The organism is Corallococcus sp. M7 (assembly GCF_054512695.1).
In genome coordinates, this window is record NZ_CM137252.1 from 3,161,056 (window position 1) to 3,187,661 (window position 26,606).

A 26,606-nucleotide genomic window follows, 5' to 3' on the forward strand; every position below is an offset into this window, starting at 1 on the left:
GCCGCTCTTTCCAAGGAAGCGCGAGGGTGGGTCAAATTCATATGGGTGAGATTATTCCGTCTACGCCGACCCTGTCATGAGGGCGGATAAATACCCACTCGAATGAATCCAGGTATTTGCGGGATTGTGCTGGTTCCCTGAAGGCAGGGAGGGAAGGACGTCAGATGTCCTCCAGAGTGAGACCTGCTCCCAGCGTCTCCTCCCTGCTCGGGGATGGAGGAGGGGCCTGGTCTCTCGCCTCAGGGAGCACGGGCCACCGTCGCGATGATCCGCGACGGTGGGTCGCCTCACTTCACTCCAACCCCGGCGTCAGCTCCCCGTGGAGTGCCGGGACGCGGTGTTGGACACCCGCGCGAGCGCCTCCCGCAGGCATTCGATGATGGATCCGAGGTGCGGGTCCTGCATCAACGCGTGATGGCTGCCGGGCACGTCGTGCACCTCCAGGCCACCTCGCACCAGGGGCTCCCAGCCGCGGTGACGCGGAGTCCCGGCGGCGGCTTCGCTAGCGCTCAGGAGCAGTGCGGTGCCGTCGTACGGCTGGGGCACGTACTTCTCGTGGGCGAAGAGGTTGGCCCGGAAGACGTTGAAGAGGGCACGCAACTGGGCCGGGCCGGACTGCGCGTCGAGGATGCGCGCCCGGAGTCCTTCCTGAAGCAGGTGGCTCAGCATTGCATCGTCGCTCTGTGCCAGCGCTTCGTCCGGGACGGAGAGCTCCTGGCCGAAGGCAGTGGCGGTGGCATGGGCGAAGGCGAGCCGTGCGCGGGACTCGGAGTCGAGCTGCGTCTCGGACTGAGCAGGCTTCGTTAGGCCGTAGAGGTGGGCATCGATGAGGGCGAGCAGATCCACGGCCTCACCCGCCTCGCGCAGGCGACGGGCCATCTCGTAAGCGATGACGCCGCCGAGCGACCAGCCTCCCAGTTGGTAGGGGCCGTGGGGCTGCACGGTGCGGATGGCTTCGATGTAGAGGCTGGCCATCTCCTCGATGGACTCGGCGACGGGCCGTCCGTCGAGGCCGCGCGACTGGAGGCCGAAGACGGGCAGCGAGGGGCCCAGCCGGCGCGCCAGCTCCGAGTAGGCCAGGACGTTGCCGCCGCCCGGGTGGACGAGGAAGAGCGGCCGCTGGCCCGGTTCTCCGCGCTCCAGCGGGACGAGGGGTGTCCAGGCCTGCGAGTCGTCGCGGAGCACCTGGGCGAGCTGCTCGACAGTAACCTGCTGGAAGAGGACGGAGAGGGGAAGGCTGAGACCGAGACGTTCGCGGATGGAAGCGAGCATGCGCACGGCGAGCAGGGAGTGGCCACCCAACTCGAAGAAGCTGGATCGGACGCCGACGGAGCGGACGTTGAGGAGGTCCTCCCAGATGCGGACGAGCTGCATTTCGAGCGCGTCACGGGGCGCGACGAAGTCCCGGGCCTCGACGGCGTCGGGTTCCGGAAGTGCCTTGCGGTCCACCTTGCCGTTGGCGTTGAGGGGCAGCGTGTCCAGCACGACGATGGCTGACGGCACCATGTACTCCGGCAGGTGCTGCTTGAGGCTCGCTTTGATTGAATCAGCATTCAGCGAGTGGCCGTCACTCGCAGTGACATAGCCGATGAGGCGCTTGTCCGCGTCCGAGCCCCGAGCCACGACGATGGCCTCGTTGACGCCGGTGGCGGAGCGCAGGGCCGCTTCGATTTCGCCCAGCTCGATGCGGAAGCCACGCACCTTCACCTGGAAGTCGACGCGGCCCAGGAAGTCGAGCGTGCCGTCCTCCTTCCAACGGGCCTGGTCGCCCGTGCGGTAGAGGCGCTCACCCGGCGTGGAGGCGAAGGGATGAGGGGCGAAGCGTTCCGCGGTGAGCTCGGGACGGTTCAGGTAGCCCCAGGCCAGGCCCTGGCCGCCGACGTACACCTCACCGGCCACGCCCACGGGCACCGGGTGCAGGTGAGCGTCGAGGATGTAGACGGTGGAGTTGGAGAGCGGCCGGCCAATGGGGATGGTGCCTTCCACGCGAGTGCCGTGCCGCATGGCGAAGGTGGTGGAGAAGGTGGTGTTCTCCGTGGGGCCGTAGCCATTGAGGAACGTCGCGCCTTCCGGAATGCGCGCGAGGTGCTCGCGCACACGGGCGGCAGGCAGCACATCGCCACCGGCGAGGACCTGACGCACGCCCGCGAGCGCTTCACCCTGGTGCAGGGCCATCTGCTCGAAGAGGGCGGCGGTGAGCCAGAGAGACGTCACGCGGTGGTGACGCAGCTGGGCGGCCAATTCCTCCAGAGAGAGGGAGTGCGGCGGAGCGAGGACGAGCTTCGCGCCGTGCAGCAGCGCGCCCCAGATTTCGAGCGTGGAGGCGTCGAAGGCCACAGGGGCGAACTGGAGCCAGACTTCGTCGGGCCCGAAGCGCATGAAGGTGCTGCCAAGCACCAGGCGGGTGATGCCCCGGTGGGGCACGCTGACGCCCTTGGGGCGGCCCGTGGAGCCCGAGGTGAACATGACGTAGGCGAGGGCTTCACCGTCCACGCGGACGTCCGGCGCATGCGTGGGCTGCGTAGCAATCTCCGCGGACTGGGCATCCAGCCAGACGCGGGTGCCGGAGGCGGGCAGCAGTGAGGCGAAGGGCTGATGTGTGACGACCACGCCCACGTCCGCGTCCTCCAGCAACATTGCGATGCGTTCGACAGGCGCATTGCGGTCCACGGGGACGAAGGCCGCACCCACCTTGAGGATGGCGAGGAGCGCCGTCACCAGCTCGAAGGAGCGCTCGACGGCGAGGCCGACGCGCGCACCCGGGACGATGCCCAGGGCCCGCAGGTGATGGGCCAGTTGGTTCGCGCGTGAATCCAATTGGGCGTACGTCAGCGAATCATCCCCCAACACGAGAGCGACTGCGTGAGGCGTGCGCTGGGCCTGCCGCGCGAAGTGGACGTGGACCGGCACGTCCGTCGGGCTGACGGCGGCCGTGTCATTCCACTCCACGAGGAGGCGCTGACGCTCGTCGTTGGAGAGGAGCGGCAGGTGGGCCAAGGCCTGCTCGGGCTTCGCGGCCACGGCCTCCAGCAGCGTGCGCAGGTGGCGGGCCATCCGCTCCACGGTGCTCTGCTGGAAGAGCGCGGTGCTGTACTCCAGGGTGCCTCGCAGCACTTCGGATGTCTCCGTGAAGAAGACGCTCACGTCGAACTTCGACGTCGAGTGGGTGGCCTCAAGCCTTCGCAGCCGTAGCTCTGGCAGCCGCACGTCCTCCGTGGGCACGTTCTGGAGCGCGAGCAGCGTCTGGAAGAGGGGCGTATGGCTGAGGCTGCGCGCGGGTTGGAGGACTTCCACCAGCTTCTCGAACGGCACCTCCTGGTGCTCGTAGGCCTCCAGCACCGTGGTGCGCACCTGCTGGAGCAGTGAACGGAAGGACTGGTCCTCGTCCACCTGCGCGCGCAAGACGAGCGTGTTGACGAAGAAGCCGATGAGGCCCTCCGTCTCCGCGCGCGTACGGCCCGCGATGGGCGAGCCCACGCTGATGTCCTGCTGGCCCGTGTAGCGCGACAGCAGACCCTGCCAGGCCGCGAGCAGCACCATGAAGAGTGAACCGCCTTCACGGTGGCCCAGGCTCCGCAAGGCTTCCGTCAACTCACGCGACAGGGTGAAGCCAAGGGTCGCGCCCGCGTTGCTCCGGACGGCCGGGCGGGGGAAGTCGGTGGGCAGTTCCAGGACGGCAGGAGCGCCGGAGAGCTTCCCCTCCCAGTAAGCCATTTCCTGCCGCAGCGTCTCACCCGAGAGCGTGCGGCGCTGCCAATCGGCGTAGTCCGCGTACTGGACAGGAAGAGCAGGAAGCGGTGACGGCTGTCCCGCGGAGAAGGCCGCGTAGAGGGCCGTGACTTCGCGCACGAGCACACCCAGCGACCAGCCGTCGGAGACGATGTGGTGCAGGGTGACGACAAGCACGTGCTCGTGTTCTGCCAGCTTGAAGAGCAGCGTGCGGAGGAGCGGGCCGGTGCGCAGGTCGAAGGGCCGGCGCATCTCCTGTTCCACACGGGCCCGCGTCTCGGGCTTGCGCTGGGATTCAGGCACGTCCGAGAGGTCAACAAGGGCCAGGGGCGGGTGGCTGTCGGGATGGATGTACTGGACCGGCTCTCCGTCCACCTGGGCGAAGGTGGTGCGCAGGGCGTCGTGTCGGCGCACGACTTCCTGGAGGGCACGCTCCAGCACGTCCGTGCGCAGGTGGCCCTCCAGCCGGACGGCGACGGGCACGTTGTAGAGAGGGCTGCCCGGTTCGAGCTGATCAATGAGCCACAACCGCAGCTGGGCGAAGGACAGCGGCAGCGGACCGTCGTGCGAAACGCGAGTGATCGGCGAAGTTTTCGTGCGGGAGAGTCCCGAGAGACGAACCGCGAGCGCCTCCACGGTGGGGGACTCGAAGAGCGCCCGCAGGGGGAGCTCCACGCTGAACGCCGAGCGAATGCGTGACACCACCTGCGTGGCCAGCAGCGAGTGGCCACCCAGCTCGAAGAAGGAGTCCTTCACGCCCACCTGGGGCAGGCGCAGGACCGCCGCCCAGATGGATGCGAGCCGCTCCTCGGTCGAGGTCCGCGGCGCGACGTAGGTGGAGGCGAGCGCATCGCTGTGGGGTGCGGGCAGGGCCTTGCGGTCCACCTTGCCATTGGTGTTGAGCGGCAATGCTTCCAGCACGAGGAGCGCGGAAGGGCGCATGTGCTCAGGCAGGAGCTGCTTGAGCCAATCCTTGAGGACTTCGGGCGTGGGGGCCGTCTCCGTGCCTTCCGGAGGCACCACGTAGGCGACAAGCCGCTTGTCACCGGGCACGTCCTCGCGAGCGAGCACCACGGCGGCGTGCACCTGGGGATGCTTGAGGAGAGCCGCTTCGATTTCCCCCAGCTCGATGCGGAAGCCGCGGACCTTCACCTGGAAGTCCGCACGGCCCAGGTAGTCAAGCATGCCGTCGGCACGCCAGCGCACCACGTCGCCGGTGCGGTAGAGGCGGGCACCGGGCGTGGAGGAGAAGGCGTCGGGGATGAAGCGGTCCGCCGTCAGCTCGGGGCGGTTGAGGTAGCCACGAGCGACGCCCGCCCCGCCGATGAAGAGCTCACCCGCGACGCCCACGGGCACGGGACGCAGTGTGCGGTCGAGCACGTAGACGCGGACGTTGGGCAGAGGCCGACCGATGGTGGGAGTGGGAGAAGCATCGAAGGCGCAGGCGGTGGCGTCGACGGTGCACTCGGTAGGGCCGTAGACGTTGAAAACGCGAGGACGTGGAGCCTGGGCCAGGTGACGCCAGGTGGCGGGGTCCACGGCTTCGCCGCCCACGAGGACGCGGTGGGGGATGGCCGTGCGCTCCAGGAGGCCTTCATCCACCAGCAGGCGCAGGTGGGCCGGGGAGCAGTCGAGGACGTCCAGCGCGTCGTGGCCAATGCGATTGACGAGTTCGCTGACGTCAGCGCGGGCTTCGTCGGGGACGATGCAGAGGGTGTGGCCGTCGAGCACCTGGATGAGCTGCTTGACGGAGGCGTCGAAGGAGAGCGGTGCGTTGACGCTGACACGCTCCCCAGGCTGAGAGTCCGCATGCACCGTAGCGGCAAGCGCGACGCGCAGATTGAGCACGGAGCGGTGCTGAATCATCACGCCCTTGGGACGGCCGGTGCTGCCCGAGGTGTAGATGATGTAGGCGAGGTGTTCCGGCGTGACCGCTGTCACGGGAGCGTCCGAAGGCTCACGGGAGAGTGAGTCCGCATCGGAGTCCAGGCAGAGGGTATGCGCGGAGTGCGGAGGCAGCGAGTCGCGCAGGCGCTGCTGGGTGAGCACCACCGGAGCACCCGTGTCCTGGAGGACGTGGGCAAGCCACTCGCGCGGGTAGCTGGGGTCGATGGGCACGTAGGCGCCCCCGGCCTTGAGAGCGCCGAGGATGCCGACGAGCGCCTCCACGGAGCGCTCCACGCACAGCACGACGCGCACGTCGGGGCCAACGCCCAGCTTCACCAGCCGGTGGGCGAGCTGATTGGCGCGGACTTCCAGCTCATGGAAGGTGAGTCGCTCCTCACGGCAGATGACGGCCAGGGCGTCGGGCGTGCGAAGGGCCTGGGCGCTGAAGGCCTCATGGAGGCAGAGGTCGCGGGGGAACTCCGCGCTGGGGCCATTCCAATCGACGAGGAGTTGCTGGCGCTCCGGCGCGGTGAGCAGCGGCAAGCTCGCGAGCGTCGCATCCGGCTGGGCGGCGATGGCCTCCAGCAGCACGCCCAGGTGGCCCACCATGCGCTGCATGGTCGAGGCGTCGAAGAGGTCCGTGGCGTACGTCAGTGTTCCGCCGAAGCCCTGGGGCGACTCCTGCAACGTCAGCGTGAGATCGAACTTGGAGGACCGCGTGTCCACCGGGACGGTCTGGAAGGACAGTCCAGGCAACCGGAGCGTCTCCATGGGCGTGTTCTGCAGGGAGAACATCGCCTGGAAGAGCGCGCTGCGGCTCAGGTCTCGCGAGGGCTGGAGGACCTCCACCAGCTTCTCGAAAGGCACGTGCTGGTGCTCGTAGGCCGCGAGCGTCGTGGCCTTCATCTGGGAGAGCAGTTGGCGGAACGAGTCCTGAGTCTGCAGCCGGGCGCGCAACACCAGGGTGTTGACGAAGAAGCCGATGAGGCCTTCGGTCTCCGCCTGCGTGCGGCCCGCGATGGGCGTGCCCACGCTGATGTCGTCCTGGCCGGAGTAGCGGGACAACAGCAACTGCCAGGCCGCCAGCAGCACCATGAAGGGCGTCGAGCCTTCGCGCTGAGCCAGGGCCTTGAGTGCCTGGGAGACCTGCGATGGGACGCGCACGTCCACCGTGGCACCCCGGCGGGACTGCACGGGCGGACGCGGACGATCCGTGGGCAGGTCCAGCGCGGACGGAGCACCCGCGAGCTGCTGCTTCCAATAGCCCAGCTGCGCGTCCAGGGCCTCGCCCTGGAGCCAGCCTCGCTGCCACATGGCGAAGTCCGCGTACTGCACGGGCAGTGGCGGGAGGACGGGAGCGCGGCCGGTGCTGAAGGCTTCGTAGAAAGCCGCCACCTCCCGGACGAGCACACCCATGGACCAGCCGTCGGAGACGATGTGGTGCATCGTCACCAGCAACAGGTGCGAGTCCTGCCCCAGCCGCACCAGCGTGCTTCGCAGCAGCGGGCCCGTGGTGAGATGGAAGGGACGCCGGGCCTCCTCGGCCACGATGCGCTGGGCCTCCTCCTCACGCTGCGACTCGGGGAGGGACGTCAGGTCGATGACGGGCAGCTCCCAACCGTAAGGAGTCTGGATGCATTGCGACGGTTCTTCGTGCTCGGCGGAGAGCGTGGTGCGCAGCGATTCGTGGCGGGCCACCAACGCCTCGAAGGCGTGGCGCAAGGACTCCACGTCCACCTGGCCCGTCAGCCGCAGGGCGGTGGGGATGTTGTACGCGATGTCACCCGGCTGGAGTTGATCCAGCAGCCAGAGGCGCTGCTGCGCGAAGGACAGCGGAATGGTGCCTTCGCGCGGCGAGGATCGCAGCGGCGGTGCGCCGAGCGCGGCGGACCGGGCGCTCGCGAGCTTCGGTGCGAGCCCTTCAACCGTGGGCGCTTCAAAGAGGGCTCGCAGCGGCAGTTCCACCGCGAACGTCGCCCGCACGCGCGAGACGAGCTGGGTGGCCAGCAGGGAGTGGCCGCCCAGGGCGAAGAAGTCGTCCCGGATGCCCACACGCTCTACGCGGAGGACTTCGGCGAAGAGGGCCGCGAGCTGCTCCTCGGTGCCGGTCCGTGGCGCGATGAAGTCGGAGGAGCGCGCGAGGTTTCCCGGCTCGGGCAGGGCCTTGCGGTCCACCTTGCCGTTGGAGTTGAGGGGCAGGGCGTCGAGGACGAGGAGCGCGGAGGGGACCATGTACTCCGGCAGCTGCTGCCGGAGGTGGACCTTGAGTGCCTCGGAGTCGAGCGAGTGTCCTTCGCGAGCGGTGACGTAGGCGACAAGGCGCTTGTCGGCGGCTTCGCCCTTGGCGACGACGACAGCGTCCTTGAGGCCCGGAGCGCGGCGGAGCGCGGCTTCAATTTCGCCCAGTTCGATGCGGAAGCCGCGCACCTTCACCTGGAAGTCGATGCGGCCCAGGTACTCCAGGCGCCCGTCGAGGCGGTAACGGACGCGGTCACCCGTGCGGTACATGCGGCCACCGGGAGGACCGTAGGGCTCGGGGACGAAGCGCTCGGCCGTGAGTTCCGGACGCAGCAGGTAGCCACGCGCCTGGCCTTCGCCCGCGAGGTACAGCTCACCGGCCACGCCCACGGGCACCGGTTGCAGCGAAGCGTCCAGCACGTAAGCGCGCGTCGCGGGCAGAGGACGGCCAATGAGGGGCACTTCGTTACGGCCGACGAGGGAGGCCGTTGAGTAGGTGGTGTCTTCGGACGGGCCGTAGAGGTTGTAGAGCTTCTGCACCGTCGGGACGGCGTAGACCTGCTTCGCCAACGTCTCAGGGAGGGCTTCGCCCGCAAGATTGATGACACGCACGGAGGGCGGTACCGCGCCCAGGCGCAGCAGTTGCGCCATGGCGGAGGGCACGGTGTTGACCAGGGTGACGTGGGACGCCGTAGGCAGCTCGGCCAGGTGCAGGGCGTTCTTCGCCACCACCACCGCGCCGCCGCTGGAGAGCGGAGCGAAGAGTTCGAAGACGGAGAGGTCGAAGTTGAGGCTCGTCGCGGCGAGCGTTCCCTTCAGCTCCTCCTGAGTGAAGGTCTCCAAGGCCCAGTGGAGGAACGTCACGGCGTTGCTATGGGAGATGGCGACGCCCTTGGGACGGCCGGTGCTGCCGGAGGTGTAGATGAGGTAGGCGAGGTGGCCGGGGTGGATGTCCACCACGGGCGCCATCGTCGGCTGCTTCGCCAACTCCACGTCCGAGTCGAGGCACACCGGTGTGGCGCTGGTTTCGGGCAGCGCCTGCAAGAGGTGTGAGTGGGCAACGAGGGCGGGGCCCTGGGCATCCTCCAGCAGCCAACCCAAACGCTCACGCGGGTAGCTGGGGTCCAGCGGCACGTAGGCGCCACCGGCCTTGAGGATGCCGAGGGCTCCGATGACGAGGTCCTCGGTGCGCTCGACGCACAGGCCGACACGGACTTCGGGGCCGACCCCCAGTCCGCGCAGACGGTGGGCAAGCTGGTTGGCCTTCGCATCCAGCTCCCGGTACGTCAGCTGCCGCTCGGGCGTGATGACGGCCAGCGCCTCCGGCGTGCGGCGCACCTGGGCTTCCACCATCGCGGGGATGCTGGGTTCACGAATCGCCGGTGCCACTTCCGGATTCCACTCGATGAGAATCTGTCGACGCTCGGACTCGGTGAGCAGCGGCAGGTCGCCAAGCCTCGTATCCGGCTTCTTCGCGATGGCCTCCAGCAGGACGCCGAAGTGGCCCGCCATGCGCTGGATGGTCGCCGCGTCGAAAAGGTCCGTCGCGTACTCCAGCGTGCCGACGAATCCATCCCGGTCTTCACCCAGCCCCAGGGAGAGATCGAACTTGGCGAAGTGGGCCTCCAGCGGCAGTGCCTGGAAGGACAGGCCCGGCAGGCGCAGTGCCTCCGCGGGCGTGTTCTGCAGAACGAACATGGCCTGGTACAGCGGGCTGCGGCTCATGTCGCGCGTGGGTTGCACCGCCTCCACGAGTTTCTCGAAGGGCACGTGCTGGTACTCGTACGCCGCGAACGTCGTCCCGCGCACCTGGGCCAGCAGGTCCCGGAACGTAGCCCGGGGTTCCACGCGAGCACGCAGGACGAGCGTGTTGACGAAGAAGCCGATGAGGCCCTCGGTCTCCGCCTGCGTACGGCCCGCGATGGGCGAGCCCACGCTGATGTCGTCCTGCGCGGAGTAGCGCGACAGCAGCACCTGGAAGGCCGCCAGCAGCGTCATGAAGGGCGTTGCGCCTTCACGCTGCGCCAGCGCCTTGAGCGCGTGCGAAACCTCCGAGGGAATGCGCACGTCCACCGTGGCGCCCCGGTGCGACTGCACGGGCGGCCGAGGCCGGTCCGTGGGCAGCTCCAACGCCGCGGGCGCTCCGGAGAGCTGCTGCTTCCAGAAGTGGATCTGCGCGTCCAGCGCCTCCCCCTGGAGCCAGTTCCGCTGCCAAGCCGCGAAGTCCGCGTACTGCACGGGCAGGGGCGCGAAGGCCGGCGTGCCGTCCGTGGCGAAGGCCTTGTAGAAGGCCACCATCTCCCGGACTAGGACGCCCATGGACCAGCCGTCGGAGACGATGTGGTGCATCGTCACGAGCAGCAGGTGGGAGTCCTCGGTCAGACGCACCAGCGTGCTGCGCAGCAGCGGACCCTTTGCAAGGTCGAACGGCCGACGCGCTTCCTCGTTGGCCAGTCGCCGCGCTTGCTCCTCCCGAAGCACCTCGGAATGGGTGGAGAGGTCCACGAGCGGCAGCGTCCATCCATTGGCGGCGTGGATGGTCTGGATGGGCTGGTCCTGATGCGCATGGAAGGTGGTGCGCAGGGCTTCGTGACGGGCAACGAGTGCCTCGAAGGCACGGCGCAGGGCCTCGACGTCCAACTGTCCCGAGAGCTGAAGCGCGGTGGGAAGGTTGTATGACGCATCCCCCGGCTGGAGTTGATCCAAGAGCCACAGCCGCTGCTGAGCGAAGGACAGCGGCAGCGGACCGTCATGCGAGACGCGGGTGAGCTTCGGGGCCTGGGAACTCGCGCCCCCGTGCAGACGCCCGGCGAGTGCCTCCACCGTGGGGGATTCGAAGAGCGCGCGCAGCGGGAGTTCGACGTTGAACTCGGCGCGTACGCGGGACACCACCTGCGTGGCCAGCAGGGAGTGTCCTCCCAGTTCGAAGAAGGAGTCCTTCACGCCCACCTGGGGCAGGCGCAGGACTTCAGCCCAGATGGAGGCCAGCTTCGCTTCGGCTTCCGTCCGAGGTGCTTCGTAGGTGTTGCCGGACTGAGGCGCCTCCGGCTCCGGCAAGGCTTTTCGGTCCACCTTGCCGTTGGAGTTGAGAGGCAGGGCCTCAAGCACCACGAAGGTGGCGGGCACCATGTACTCGGGGAGCCCCTGGCGCAGGTGCGTCTTGAGGGCTTCCACTTCCAGGGAGGCCTCTGCCTTGGGAGAGACGTAGGCGACAAGGCGCTTGTCGGCGGCTTCGCCCTTGGCGACGACGACGACGTCCTTGAGGCCCGGAGCGCGGCGGAGGGCGGCTTCGATTTCGCCCAGCTCGATACGGAAGCCGCGCACCTTCACCTGGAAGTCGATGCGGCCCAGGTACTCCAGGCGCCCGTCGAGGCGGTACCGGACACGGTCGCCCGTGCGGTACATGCGGCCACCGGGAGGACCGTAGGGTTCAGGGACGAAGCGCTCCGCGGTGAGTTCCGGGCGCAGCAGGTATCCGCGAGCCTGGCCTTCGCCCGCGAGGTACAGCTCGCCTGCGACACCGACGGGCACCGGCTGGAGTGAAGCGTCCAGCACGTAGGCCCGCGTTGCGGGCAGAGGACGGCCAATGAGAGGCACTTCGTCACGGCCGACGAGTGACGCGGTGGAGTAGGTGGTGTCCTCCGACGGGCCGTAGAGGTTGAAGAGCTTCTCAACCGTAGGCACCGCGTAGACCTGCTTCGCGAGCGTCTCCGGCAGGGCTTCGCCCGCGAGGTTGATGACTTGTACGGAGGGCGGCACCGCGCCCATGCGCAGGAGCTGCGCCATGGCGGAGGGCACCGTGTTGACCAGGGTGACGTGAGACGCGGTAGACAGCTCCGCCAGGTGCAGGGCGTTCTTCGCCACCACCACCGCGCCACCGCCGCTCAACGGGGCGAAGAGCTCGAAGACGGAGAGGTCGAAGTTGAGGCTCGTCGCGGCGAGCGTGCCCTTCAGCTCCTCGGGCGAGAAGGTCTCCAGGGCCCAGTGGAGGAACGCCACGGCATTGCCATGCGAGATGGCGACACCCTTGGGGCGGCCGGTGCTGCCCGAAGTGTAGATGAGGTAGGCGAGGTGCCCCAGGTGAATGTCCACCACAGGCGTCGTCGTCGGCTGCTTCGCCAGTTCCGCATCCGAGTCGAGGCACACGGGCGTCGCGGACGTCTCGGGCAGTGCCGAGAGCAGATGCGAGTGGGCGACGAGGGCAGGGCCCTGAGCGTCCTCCAACAGCCAACCCAGGCGCTCACGGGGGTAGCTGGGATCCAGGGGCACGTAGGCGCCACCAGCCTTGAGGATGCCGAGCGCTCCGATGACGAGGTCTTCAGTGCGTTCGACACAGAGGCCGACGCGGACTTCGGGCCCGACGCCCAGGCCTTGCAGGCGGTGGGCGAGTTGGTTGGCCTTCGCGTCCAGCTCCCGGTACGTCAGCTGCCGCTCGGGCGTGATGACGGCCAGGGCATCCGGTGTGCGGCGCACCTGAGCCTCCACCATCGCGGGGATGCTGGACTCACGCGGCGCCTGCGAGGCCGGGGGATTCCATTCGACGAGGAGTTGCTGCCGCTCCGCGTTGGAGAGCAGTGGCAGGTCGCCAAGCTTCGTGTCTGGCTTCTGTGCGATGGCCTCCAGCAGGACGCCGAAGTGGCCCGCCATGCGCTGGATGGTCGCCGCGTCGAAAAGGTCCGTCGCGTACTCCAGTGAACCGACCAGCCCTCCCTGGACCTCTTGCAGCGAGAGGGAGAGATCGAACATCGCGGAGTGCGCTTCTTGCGGCACGGCCTGGAACGACAGGCCCGGCAGGTGCAGCGCTCGGGCAGGCGTGTTCTGCAGGACGAACATGGCCTGGAAGAGCGGACTGCGGCTCAGGTCCCGTGTGGGCTGCACGGCTTCGACGAGCTTCTCGAAAGGCAGGTGCTGGTGGTCGTACGCCGCGAGCGTCGTGGCGCGCACCTGGGCGAGCAACTCGCGGAACGTCGCGCGCGGATTCAGCCGGGCACGCAGCACGAGGGTGTTGATGAAGAAGCCGATGAGACCTTCGGTCTCCGCCTGGGTGCGGCCGGCGATGGGCGAACCCACGCTGACATCGTCCTGCGCGGAGTAGCGAGACAGCAGCACCTGGAAGGCCGCCAGCAGCGTCATGAAGGGCGTTGCGCCTTCACGCTGTGCCAGGGACTTGAGCGCGTCAGAGACCTGCGCGGGGATCCGTACCTCCACGGTGGCGCCCCGGTGTGACTGAACGGGCGGACGCGGGTGGTCCGTGGGCAGCTCCAGCGCGGCGGGGGCTCCAGCCAGTTGCTGCTTCCAGTAGCCCAGCTGCGCGTCGAGCACCTCGCCCTGAAGCCAGTCGCGCTGCCACGTGGCGAAGTCCGCGTACTGCACCGGCAGCGGCGGGAGGGCCGGCGTGCTGCCCGTGGTGAAGGCCTCGTAGAAGGCCACCATCTCGCGCACGAGGACGCCCATGGACCAGCCGTCGGAGACGATGTGGTGCATCGTCACCAACAGCAGGTGGTCATTCTCCTCCAAGCGCACCAGCGTGCTGCGCAGCAGCGGGCCCCTGGCGAGGTCGAACGGCCGTCGCGCTTCTTCGTCGGCCAGCCGCCGGGACTCCTCCTTTCGTTGGGCCTCCGGCAGGGAGGAGAGGTCCACTTGAGACAGCGTCCAATCCTCGGGCGCATGGATGCGCTGGGTGGGTTGGCCCTGGTGTTCGTGGAAGGTGGTGCGCAGGGCCTCATGGCGCTGGACGAGCGATTCGAACGCGCGGCGCAAGGCCTCCACGTCCAGGTGTCCGGAGAGCCGGAGCGCGGTGGGAAGGTTGTAGGAAGCATCCCCCGGCTGGAGCTGATCCAGCAGCCACAGCCGCTGCTGCGCGAAGGACAGCGGCTCCGAGGCGCCGCGGGTCGCGGCCCTCCGAAGGGGAACCGACGGCGCGGGGGCTCTCTCGGAGTCGATGCGTCGGGCGAGGGCGGCGACGGTGGGCGCCTCGAACAGCGCTCGCAGGGGCAATTCCCTGCGGAAGGTAGTGCGCACACGCGAGACGAGCTGGGTGGCCAGCAGGGAGTGGCCTCCCAGGGCGAAGAAGTCGTCGTGGATGCCCACGCGCTCTACGTGCAACACCTGGGTGAAGAGGGCCGTGAGCTGCTCCTCTGCGGAAGTGCGCGGCGCGACGTAGGTGGAGGCGAGCGCGGTGCCTTGGGGCGCGGGCAAGGCCTTGCGGTCCACCTTGCCGTTGGTGTTCAGCGGCAGCGCTTCCAGCACGAGGAATGCGGAGGGCCGCATGTGCTCGGGCAGGAGCTGCTTGAGCCAGTCCTTGAGGACTTCGGGCGTGGGGGCCGTCTCCGTGCCTTCCGGAGGCACCACGTAGGCGACAAGCCGCTTGTCACCGGGCACGTCCTCGCGAGCGAGCACCACGGCGGCGTGCACCTGGGGATGCTTGAGGAGAGCCGCTTCGATTTCCCCCAGCTCGATGCGGAAGCCGCGGACCTTCACCTGGAAGTCCGCACGGCCCAGGTAGTCAAGCATGCCGTCGGCACGCCAGCGCACCACGTCGCCGGTGCGGTAGAGGCGGGCACCGGGCGTGGAGGAGAAGGCATCCGGGATGAAGCGGTCCGCCGTCAACTCAGGACGGTTGAGGTAGCCACGAGCGACGCCCGCCCCGCCGATGAAGAGCTCACCTGCGACTCCCACGGGAACGGGGCGCAGCGTGCGGTCGAGCACGTAGACGCGGACGTTGGGCAGCGGCCTGCCGATGGTGGGAGTGGGAGAAGCGTCGAAGGCGCAGGCGGTGGCGTCGACGGTGCACTCGGTGGGGCCGTAGACGTTGAAGACGCGAGGACGTGGAGCCTGGGCCAGGTGACGCCAGGTGGCGGGGTCCACCGCTTCACCACCCACGAGGACGCGGTGGGGGATGGCCGTGCGCTCCAGGAGGCCCTCATCCACCAGCAGGCGCAGGTGGGCCGGGGAGCAGTCGAGGACGTCCAGCGCGTCCTTCTCGATGCGATTGACGAGTTCACCGACGTCCGCGCGGGCTTCGTCAGGGACGATGCAGAGGGTGTGGCCGTCGAGCACCTGGATGAGCTGCTTGACGGAGGCGTCGAAGGAGAGCGGCGCATTGACGCTGACACGCTCCCCAGGCTGAGAGTCCGCATGCACCGTAGCGGCGAGCGCGACGCGCAGATTGAGCACGGAGCGGTGCTGAATCATCACGCCCTTGGGACGGCCGGTGCTGCCCGAGGTGTAGATGATGTAGGCGAGGTGTTCCGGCGTGACCGACGTCACCGGAGCCCCCTGCGCCTCAAGAGCAAGGTCCGCGGCGTCGGAGTCCAGGCAGAGGGTGTGGGCGGAGTGCGGGGGCAGCGAGTCGCGCAGGCGCTGCTGGGTGAGGACGACGGGAGCGCCGGTGTCCTGGAGGACGTGGGCAAGCCACTCGCGAGGGTAGCTGGGGTCGATGGGCACGTAGGCGCCCCCGGCCTTGAGTGCGCCGAGGATGCCGACGAGGGCCTCCACGGAGCGCTCCACGCACAGCACCACGCGCACGTCGGGACCAACGCCCAGTTTCACCAGGCGGTGCGCGAGCTGATTGGCGCGCGTGTCCAGTTCACGGAAGGTGAGTTGCTCCTCGCGGCAGATGACGGCCAGGGCGTCAGGCGAGCGAAGGGCCTGGGCGCTGAAGGCCTCATGGAGGCAGAGGTCGCGGGGGAACTCCGCGCTGGGGCCATTCCAATCGACGAGGAGCTGCTGGCGCTCCGGCGCGGTGAGCAGCGGCAGGCTCGCGAGCGTCGCATCAGGCTGGGCGGCGATGGCCTCCAGAAGCACGCCCAGGTGGCCCACCAGGCGCTGCATGGTCGACGCGTCGAAGAGGTCGCTGCTGTACTCCAGGACACCCACGAAGCCCTGGGGCGAGTCCTGCAGCGTCAGCGTCAGGTCGAACTTCGCGGAGTTCGATTCGAGCGGGAGTTGCTCGAAGGACAGGCCCGGCACGCGCAGCGCTTCCATGGGCGTGTTCTGCAGGGAGAACATCGCCTGGAAGAGCGCGCTGCGGCTCAGGTCGCGCACGGGCTGGAGGACTTCCACCAGCTTTTCGAAGGGCACGTGCTGGTGCTCATAGGCCGCGAGCGTCGTCCCTCGCACCTGGGCCAGCAGCTCGCGGAACGTCGCCCGGGGCTCCACTCGCGCGCGCAGGACCAGGGTGTTGATGAAGAAGCCGATGAGGCCTTCGGTCTCCGCCTGCGTGCGGCCCGCGATGGGCGAACCCACGCTGATGTCGTCCTGGCCGGAGTAGCGCGACAGGAGCAACTGCCATGCGGCGAGCAGCAGCATGAAGGGCGTGGCGCCTTCCCGCTGGGCCAGGGTCTTGAGGGCTTGCGAGACCCCCGGAGGGAGGCGCACCTCCACCGAGGCGCCACGGTGGGACTGCACAGGAGGACGCGGGCGGTCCGTGGGCAGGTCCAGCGCGGCGGGCGCTCCCGCGAGCTTCTCCTTCCAGTAGGCGAGCTGGGTCTCCAGTGTTTCGCCCTGAAGCCAGTCCTGCTGCCAGACGGAGAAGTCCGCGTACTGCACGGGCAGCGGCGCGAGGGTCGGCACCTGATCCGCGTGGAACGCCGCGTACAGCGCCGTGAGCTCACGGACGAGGACGCCCATGGACCAACCGTCGGAGACGATGTGGTGCATCGTCACGAGGAGCAGGTGCTCCTCCGCACCCAGGCGCACCAGGGACGTGCGCAGGAGCGGACCGGCCTCCAGGTCGAAGGGGCGGCGGGCCTCCTCGTTCGCGAGGCGCCGCGCTTCTTCGTCCCGCTGGGACTCGGGCAGGGAGGAGACATCAAGCAGATGCAGCGCCCACGTCCCGGGCGAGTGGATGCGCTGCGCGGGCTGGCCCTGGTGCTGGATGAGCGTGGTGCGCAGCGTCTCGTGACGGGCGACGAGTGCCTCGAAGGCGCGGCGCAGGGACTCGATGTCCACCTGGCCCTTCAGCCGAAGGGCCGCGGGGATGTTGTACGCGGCGCTGCCGGGCTGGAGTTGGTCCAACAGCCACAGCCGCTGCTGTGCGAAGGACAAAGGCGGCGGACCTGCGTGCGCGACGCGGGTGAGCGGTGGCAGCCGCAAGCCGGACGTCGCGGTGCGCAGGCGCTCCGCGAGCGCGGCGACGGTGGGGGCTTCGAAGAGGGAGCGCAGGGGCAGCTCCGCATCGAAGGTTGCGCGGATCCGGGAGACGAGCTGGGTGGCCAGCAGGGAGTGGCCACCCAAGGCGAAGAAGTCGTCGTGGATGCCCACGCGCTCCACGCGCAGGACCTGGGCGAAGACGTCCGCGAGCTTCTCCTCGGTGGGATTTCGCGGGGCGACGAAGTCCGCGAGAGGCGAGGCGTCCGGAACCGGAAGGGCCTTGCGGTCCACCTTCCCGTTGGACGTCAGGGGCAGCGCCTCCAGGGGGACGAAGGCGGAGGGCAGCATGTACTCGGGTAGGTGCTGCTTGAGGTGGGCGCGGAGGACGGAGGCATCGAGGGCTTCGCCCACGACGTAGGCGACGAGGCGCTTGTCACCGGGAGAGTCCTCACGGGCGAGGACAACGGCTTCGTGAACGGAAGCATGGGCGAGAAGGGAGGCCTCGATTTCACCCAGCTCGATGCGGAAGCCGCGCACCTTCACCTGGAAGTCGAGCCGCTGGAGGTAGTCCAGCTGGCCATCGGCACGCCAGCGCACGACGTCGCCGGTGCGGTAGAGGCGGGCACCCGGCGTGGAGGAGAAGGGGTGCGGGATGAAGCGCTCGGCACTCAGCGCGGGCTGACCCAGGTAGCCCCAGGCCAGGCCCTCGCTGGCGAGGAAGAGCTCACCGGGGACACCCACCGGCACCGGCTGGAGTTGAGCGTCGAGGACGTAGGTGCGGGTGTTGGCGATGGGGCGGCCAATGGGGGGCCGCGTGCCGTCGTCGCGTACGACGGGGGTGAAGGTGGCGACGACGGTGCTCTCGGTGGGCCCGTAGTGGTTGAAGAGGGGGGCGGGGACTGAAGGCGGCGGACCGTGGTGCAGGGCGTCTCCGCCCGTCAGCAGGGCACGGAGGGCCATGGGGCGGGGCCACTCCTCACGCAGCACGGCCTCGGCCAGAGGCGTGGGCATGAAGCAGGTGGTGATGGCTTCGCGGGCCAGCCACTGAAGCAACTGGGAGGGCTCGGCGCGCACGGCGTCGGGCGGGATGACGAGGCTGGCGCCGGAGGCCAGCGAGGGCCACACCTCCCAGGTGGAAGCGTCGAAGGCAACGCCCGCGGTGAGGGCGGTGGAGTCCTGGGGCGTCAGCGCGTAGGTGCGCTGGTGCCAGGAGACGAGGTTCATCAACGCGCGGTGGTGGACGGCGACGCCCTTGGGGCGGCCGGTGCTGCCAGAGGTGTAGATGACGTAGGCCAGGTCCTCCGGGCCCACGGGCGTCACCGGCAGCGGCTGCTGCGTTGCACCCGTTTCCACCTCCAGCGAGAGGACGCGCGAAGAGAGGGAGGGCAGTGAGTCGCGCAGGCGCTGCTGGGTGAGGAGGACCGAGGCGCCGCAGTCCTCCAGCATGAAGGCCAGCCGCTCCGGCGGGACACCGGGCGCGATGGGGACGTAGGCGGCGCCCACCTTGAGGGTGGCGAGGAGGCCCGCCACCAACTCGGGAGAACGCTCCGCGAGGACGGCGACGCGGCTGCCACGGGTGACACCGGCAGTGTGCAACTGGACGGCAAGCCCGTGAGCCCAGGCGTTGAGGGCTGAGTAGGTGACGCTTCGCTCTCCCATGCGCACGGCGACCGCGTCCGGAGCGCGACGGGCATTCTCAGCGACGACATGGTGGATGCAGGTGTCGCGCGGGAAGGCGACGTCCGTCTCATTCCACTCGAGGAGGAGCTGCTTGCGCTCCTCCGCCGTCATCACCTCCAGCGAGGCCACGCGAGCATTCGGCTGGGCAGCGAGGGAGGAGAGAAGGACGCCGAAGTGGCCCATGAGGCGCTGGACGGTGGAGGCGTCGAAGAGGTCGGAGCTGTACTCGAGGAAGCCGGTGAGGCCCTGGGGCACCTCGAAGAGGGTGAGGGCCAAGTCGAAGCGGGAGGAGTTGCCCTCCAGGGGAATGGGCTGGAAGGCCATGCCCGGCACGCGCAGCGCTTCGGCGGGTGCATTCTGCAGGACGAGCATGACCTGGAAGAGGGGGCTGCGGCTCAAGTCACGCGAGGGCTGGAGGACCTCGACCAGCTTCTCGAAGGGGACGTGCTGGTGCTCGTAGGCGGCGAGGGTGGTGGCCTTCACCTGGGCCAGCAATTCGCGGAACGTCGCACGCGAATCCACGTGGGCACGCAGGACGAGCGTGTTGACGAAGAAGCCGATGAGGCTTTCGGCCTCGGCGTGGGTGCGGCCGGCGATGGGGGAGCCGACGGAGATGTCGTCCTGGCCGGAGTAGCGCGAGAGAAGCAGCTGGAAGGCGGAGAGCAGCAGCATGAAGGGCGTGGCGCCCTCACGCTGAGCAAGGCTGCGCAGCGAGTCCGTCAGCTGCGAGGGGAAGTGCACGGGCACCGTGGCGCCGCGGCGAGACTGCACGGCCGGACGCGGCCGGTCGGTGGGCAACTCCAGCGCGGCGGGCGCACCCGCCAACTGACGCTTCCAGTAGCGGAGCTGGGACTCCAGCGTCTCGCCCTGCAACCACTGGCGCTGCCAGAGGGCGAAGTCCGCGTACTGCACCGGCAGCGGTGCGAACGACGGCTCACGGTGCGCGGAGAAGGCGGCGTAGCTCGTGGCCAGCTCCTTCACGAGGACGCCCATGGACCAGCCGTCGGAGACGATGTGGTGCATCGTCACGAGGAGGACGTGCGTCTCCTCTGCCAGCCGCAGGAGGGAGGTGCGCAGCAGTGGCCCATGGACGAGATGGAAGGGCTGCCGGGCTTCACGAATGGCAAGCCGCAGCGTCTCCGTCTCGCGCACAGACTCATCGAGGGACGAGAGGTCCTGAACGGGAAGTGCCCAGGAAGTCGGGGCATGGATGCGCTGGAAGGGCTGGCCCTCTTCCTCGAAGAAGGTGGTGCGCAGCGCTTCATGGCGCGCCACGAGCGCTTCGAAGGCCCGGCGCAGGGCCTCGACATCCAGGCGGCCCAGGAGGCGCAGCGCGACGGGGAGGTTGTAGGAGGCATCGTCCGGCGCCAGTTGGTCCAGGAACCAGAGACGCTGCTGGGCGAAGGAGAGCGGCTGCGGGCCTTCGGTGCGCGTGCGCGTCAGAGGCGGCAGGCGCGTACTGGTAGAGGTCCGCTGCAACTTCTCCGCGAGCGCAGCGATGGTGGGGGACTCGAAAAGGGCGCGGAGAGGCATCTCCACGTCGAACGCGGAACGCACGCGCGCCACCAACTGCGTGGCGAGCAGGGAGTGGCCGCCCAGCTCGAAGAAGTTGTCCGTGCGGCCCACGGTGGGCACGCGAAGCACTTCGCTCCAGAGGGCCGCGAGCTTCTCCTCCAGCGGTGTGGCCGGGGCCTCGTAGGCGTGTGACGCCCGGAGCGCGCCCGCATCCGGAGCGGGAAGTGCCTTGCGGTCCACCTTGCCGTTGGACGTCAGCGGCAGCACCTCCATGGAGACGAAGGCGGCAGGCACCATGTACTCGGGCAGGTGCTGCTTGAGGTGGGCGCGCAGGGCCGTGACGTCGAGAGCGTCACCGACGACGTAGGCGACGAGTCGCTTGTCGCCCGGAGCATCCTCTCGGGCGAGCACGACGGCATCCTTCACGGCAGGGGCCGCGCGCAGGGCGTTCTCGACTTCACCCAGCTCGATGCGGAAGCCGCGCACCTTCACCTGGGCGTCGATGCGGCCAACGAAGTCCAGTTGGCCATCCGCACGCCAGCGCACCACGTCGCCCGTGCGGTAGAGGCGAGCCCCCTCCTCACCGGAGAAGGCATCCGGCACGAATCGCTCGGCGGTGAGGCCCGGCCGTCCCGCGTACCCACGCGCGACGCCCACGCCGCCAATGTGCAACTCACCGCGCACACCCACGGGCACCGGCTGCCCGTGCGCGTCCAGCACGTAGACGCGCACGTTCGCCAGCGGCTTGCCGATGGACGGTACGTCCCCATCCGCCACCACCTCACCGAAGGTGGCGATGACGGTGGCTTCGGTGGGGCCGTAGGTATTGAGCAAGCGCCGTCCCGGGGCCCAGCGCGCGACGACGTCCGCGGGCAGGGCTTCGCCGCCGGAAATGACGGTGCGCACCTTGGGCAGGCCTTCGGAGGACGTCGCTGCCAGGGCCGCGGGGGTGAGGCTGACGACGCTCAACTCCTGCTCACGCAGCAGCACGGGCAGCGGCGCGCCCGGCATCAACTTCTCCAATGGCGCGAGCACCAGCGTGGCGCCGTTGCAGAGCGTGGTGAAAATCTCCTCCACGGAGAGGTCGAAGCTGAGGCTGGCGAACTGAAGCACCCGGCTGCCAGGGCCGATGCCGTAGGCCACCGCCTCATGGGTGACGAGGTTGGCGACGCTGCGGTGCTCCACCGCCGTGCCCTTGGGCGTCCCCGTGCTGCCCGAGGTGTAGAGCAGGTACGCCATGTTCGCGGGCGTCACACCCGTCACGGGCGCATCCGTCGGCTGCTGCGCCAGTGCCTCCCGCTCCGTATCCAGGCAGAGCGCGCGCGCATGCAGTGCTTCGGGGAAGCGGTCCACCAGGGGCTGCTGGGTGACGAGCACCTGGGCCGCGCTGTCCTCCAGCATGAAGGCCAGACGCTCCCGGGGCAGGAGCGGATCCACGGGCACCCAGGCGCCACCGGCCTTCAGGATGCCAAGCAGTCCGATGACGATGTCGAGTGAGCGCTCGACGCTGAGGGCGACGCGGACCTCCGGGCCCACGCCACGGCGGCGCAGCGCATGGGCGAGCTGATTGGCTCTCGCGTCCAGTTGCGCGTACGTCAACTGCGTCCCTTCGAAGACAGCGGCCACCGCGTCCGGATCACGGCGCACCTGGGCTTCGAAGAGCGAGTGCATGCACGCTTCCGGGAACGGTGCCCGCGTGGCGTTCCACTCCACCAGCACCTGCTGGCGCTCCTCTCCAGCAAGCAGTTGCAGCGACGACACGCGCTGCTCCGGATGCGCGACGAAGCCCTCCACGAGCAGCCGCAGGTGCCGCATCATCCGCACGACGGTCGACCTGTCGAAGAGGTCGGTGTCGTACTCCAGCTCTCCCGTGAAGCCGCCCTCGCTCCTCGTGAGCGACAGCGTGAGCTCGAACTTCGCGGAGGCGCCCATGCGCTCCTCGACCCGCACCTTCACGCCCGCGAGCGAGAGGTCCACCTCCGGGATGTTCTGCATGAGGAACAGCACGTTGAACAATGGCGACCCGCGCAGGTCGCGCATCGGCTGGAGCTCTTCGAACGGCACGTGCTGGTTCGCGAGCCCCCCCAGCGTGGTGGTGCGCACGCGGCCCAGGAACTCCCGCACGGTGGTCCCGCCGCCCATCCGGGTGCGCAGCACGAGCGTGTTGATGAAGAACCCGAGCAGCCCCTCCAGCTGTGCGTCGTTCCGGCCCGCCACGGAGGAGCCGATGCTCACGTCGTCCTGGCCGGAGTAGCGGCCAATCAACACCTGGAGCGCGCCGAGCAGGAACATGAAGGGCGTGATGCCCTCGCGCACGCAGAGGGCCTCCACGGCCCGCGTCAGCTCCAGGGGAAACGCGACCTGCATCAGGGCGCCGGGATGCGCCTCGCGGAGGCCACGGGGACGGTCGGTGGGCAGCTCCAGCACGGACGGCATGCCCTCGAGCTGCTGGCGCCACCAGCCGAGCTGCCGCTCCTTCTCCGCGCCCGACAGCCACTGGCGCTGCCACACCGCGAAGTCCGCGTACTGGAAGGGCAGCGCGGGCAAGACGGGCTGCGTCCCCGCCACCAGGGCCCGGTAGGCCTCCGACAGCTCCCGCATCAGGATGCTCATGGACCAGCCGTCGAAGACGGCGTGGTGGATGGTCAGCAGCAGCAGGTGCTCCTGCGCATCCAGCACCAGCGCCGACACGCGCAGCAGCGGGCCCACCTCCAGGTTGAAGGGGAGCCGCACCTCCAGCTCCGAGCGCCGTTTCACCTCCGCGTCGCGCTGCTCCGGCGACAGGGCGCGCAGGTCCACCACCGGAAGCACCAGCGGCTCGGGCGGTGCGATGACCTGCACGGGCGCGTCGGTGTCCGGCTTGAAGGTGGTGCGCAGCGCCTCATGCCGGTGCACCACCAGCTCCAGGGCCAGGCGCAGGGCCTCCAGGTTCAGCGCCCCGGTCAGCCGCAGGGAGAACGGCATGTTGTACGCGGCCGAGCCCGGATCGAGCTGATCCAGCACCCAGAGGCGCTGCTGCGCGAAGGACGCGGGCAGCTTCTGGGTGCGCGGCACCGGCACCACCGGGGGCGGAGCCGCGATGCTCGCATCCTTCGCCGTGGCCGCGATGCGCGCCGCCAGCTCCGCCACGGTGGGGGACTCGAACAGCGCCTGCAGGGGCAGGTCCACCTGGTACGCCGTGCGCAACCGCGACGTCAGCCGCGTGGCCAGCAGCGAGTGCCCGCCCAGCTCGAAGAAGCTGTCGGTGGCACCCACCCGCTGCACCTGGAGGAGCGACGCGTAGAGCTCCGCGACCTGGGCCTCCATCGGCGTGCGCGGCGCGACGAACTCGCGCGCGGCTTCCGTGGACACGTCCGGCGCGGGCAGCGCCTTGCGGTCCACCTTGCCGTTGGGCGTCAGGGGCATCGCGTCCAGCACGACCAGCGCGGACGGCACCATGTACTCGGGCAGCCGCTCCTTCATGAGCGCACGCAGGGCCTGCGACTCCAGCGTCTGTCCGGGCCTTGCCACCACGTAGCCCACGAGCCGCGCGTCGGCCCCGCTGCCTCGCACCACCACGGCGGCGTCGCGCACGCCCGGAGCCTGGCTCAGCACCGCTTCAATCTCACCCAGCTCGATGCGGTAGCCGCGCAGCTTCACCTGGTTGTCGACGCGGTTGAGGTACTCCAGCACGCCGTCAGCGGCCCACCGCACGCGGTCGCCCGTGCGGTACACGCGCAGGCCCGGCACGCCGCCGTACGCGTCCGGGATGAAGCGCTCCGCCGTCTGGTCCGGCCGGTGGAGGTAGCCCCGGGTGACGCCCTCGCCGCCGATGAACAGCTCACCCGGCACGCCGCGCGGCACCGGGTTCAGCCCGCTGTCCAGCACGTACACCCGCGTGCCGGAGATGGGCCGGCCAATCGGCACACTGCCCGAGCCCGAGGTCACCGCGTGCGCGGTGGACCACACCGTCGTCTCCGTGGGGCCGTACACGTTCCACAGCACGCGGCAGCGCTGGAGCAGCGACTCGGCCAGCTCGCGCGGCAGGGCCTCGCCGCCGGTGAGCGCCGTCAGCCCCGGTCCCTGCCAGTCCGTCTCCAGCAGCAGCCGCCAGGTGCTGGGCGTGGCCTGGAGCACCGTCGCCCCGCACTGCCGCAGCAGGCCCGCCAGCCGCGAGCCGTCCACCGCGATGTCCCGCGACGCGATGACGACCTGCCCGCCCACCGACAGCGGCAGGAACAGCTCCAGCACCGCGATGTCGAACGACAGCGTGGTGACGGCCACCAGCACGTCCTTCGCGGACATGCCGGTCGTTTCACACAACGCCGCCAGGAAGCGCGCCACCGCGCCGTGCGGCACCTGCACGCCCTTGGGACGGCCGGTGCTGCCGGAGGTGAAGAGCACATACGCCACGGCCTCCGGGGGCACCGCGTCGCGCAGCGGCGAGCCGTCCTCCGCCGCGATGGCCTCCGCGTCGCCGTCCAGCAGCACCACGCGCGCCGAGTGCGGCGGCAGGATGGACTCCAGCGAGCGCTGCGACACCAGCACCGGCATCCCGCTCGCTTCCACCATGTACGCCAGGCGGTCCGTGGGGAACGCCGGGTCCAGCGGCACGTAGGTGCCCCCAGCCTTCAGCACGGCGAGCACCGCCACCAGCATGTCGAGCGAGCGCTCCACGCACAGGCCCACCCTCGCTTCCGTGCCCACGCCCAGCCGGCGCAGGTGCCGCGCCAGGCGCGACGCGCGGCCCTCCAACTGCGCGTACGTGAGCGACTCGTCTCCGAAGGTGGCGGCGACCGCGTCCGGCGTGAGGTCCACCTGCGCTTCGAAAGCCCCGTGCTGCGTGCTCCACGGCAGCGGGGCGGGGCGGGGCGGCTGCCAGGCGAGGAGCACCTCGTGGCGCTCGGCGTCGGTGAGCAGCGGCAGGCGGGAGACGGCCTCGTGCGGACGGCGGACGGCGCCCTCCAGCAGCACGCGCAGGTGCTCCGCCATGCGCGCCATCGTGGGCGCGGTGAAGAGGTCGGTGTCGTACTCGAGGAAGCCCTTGAGGCCGTTCTCCGTCTCCAGCACCTGGAGCAGCAGGTCGAACTTCGACGTGAGCGTGTCCAGCTCCATCGCCTCCAGCTTCACGCCCTCCACGGACGCCGCGCCGCGGAAGGAGGCCTGGAGCGTGAGCATCACCTGGAAGAGCGGCGTGCGCCCCTGGGTGCGCTCCGGACGCAGCTCCTCCACCAGCCGCTCGAAGGGGAACTCCTGGTGCTCATGGGCCGCGAGCACCGTCTCGCGCACCTGGTGCAGCAGTGTGCGGAAGGACGCGGAGGGCTCCACCTGCGTGCGCAGCACCACCGTGTTGACGAACAGGCCGATGAGGCCCTCCACCTCGCCGCGCGTGCGGCCCGCAACCGGCGAGCCCACCGTCACGTCCTCCTGCCCCGCGTAGCGCGACAGCAGCACCTGCCAGCCCGTCAGCAGCACCATGAAGAGCGAGGCGCCCTCCTGCTGCGCCAGGGCCTTCAGCGCGTCCATCAGCCCGCGCGACAGCAGGAGCTCATGCCGGGCACCCCGTCCGCCGCGGGCCGCGGGACGGGAGAAGTCGGTGGGCAGCTCCAGCGCGGAGGGCACTCCGGCCAGCTGCCGCTTCCAGTATCCGAGCTGCTTCTCCAGCCGGGCGCCCTGCATCCACTCGCGCTGCCAGACGCCGAAGTCCGCGTATTGCACGCCCAGGGGAGGCAGGGGCACGGCCTGTCCCCGCGCGAAGGCGCCGTAGAGAAGCGCCACCTCTCGCACCAGCAGCGTCATGGACCAGCCATCGGAGACGATGTGGTGGACCACCACCACGAGCAGGTGCTCCTTCGGCGCGGACGTCAGCAGCAGCGCGCGCAGTAGCGGGCCCTTCGCGAGGTCGAAGGGCCGGGCCGCGGCCTCACGCGCCAGCTGCCAGGCCTTCTCCGGCGCGGAGCCCTGGAGATCGCGGTGCTCCAGCGTGAGCACCGGCTCCGGAGACACCACCTGCACGGGGCCGGACGAGTCCTCGTGGAAGGTGGTGCGCAGCACTTCATGACGGCGCACCACTTCGCGCAGCGCGCGCTCCAGCACGGCCACGTCGAGCTCACCCTCCAGGCGCACCGCCATGGGCACGTTGAAGAGAGAGGTGCCGGGCTGCAGCTGCTCAATGAACCAGAGGCGCTGCTGGGCGAAGGACAGGGGCAGGGGACGCGAGCGGTCCTGCACCGGAATGAGGCCTTGGACGGAGTTGCCAGCGACGGCCTTCTGCGCGGCCATCTTCTTGAGCAGCTCCGCGCGCTTCTCCGGTGAGAGGTTCGCGATCCGCTTCGACAGCTCCTGGCTCATCTCATGTACTCCGCGCTCGGGGACGCCATCGCGAGCGCCACTCGGGGCAGTGGCATTCGCGAAAAGTCAGGCCTGCTGATGATTCTGGATTGCCCCCCTGCGCTGCTCTCTCTCGGGAAGCAGAGGGTGGGTCA

Annotated in this window: 1 protein-coding gene; it reads right to left on the reverse strand. The window is 69.5% G+C overall.

The window, feature by feature from the left end; translation table 11 throughout:
- Positions 1–309: 309 nt before the first annotated feature.
- Positions 310–26,472 carry a non-ribosomal peptide synthase/polyketide synthase gene (locus ACX114_RS12875; protein ID WP_459297996.1) on the reverse strand — a complete coding sequence of 8,721 codons (26,163 nt, stop codon included), beginning with the start codon at positions 26,470–26,472 and terminating at the stop codon, positions 310–312.
- Between the last annotated feature and the right edge of the window lie 134 nt (positions 26,473–26,606).

Coding starts and splice junctions, on each gene's coding strand:
- ACX114_RS12875 (WP_459297996.1), bottom strand. CDS start 26,472: ATGAGCCAGGAGCTGTCGAAGCGGATCGCGAACCTCTCACCGGAGAAG.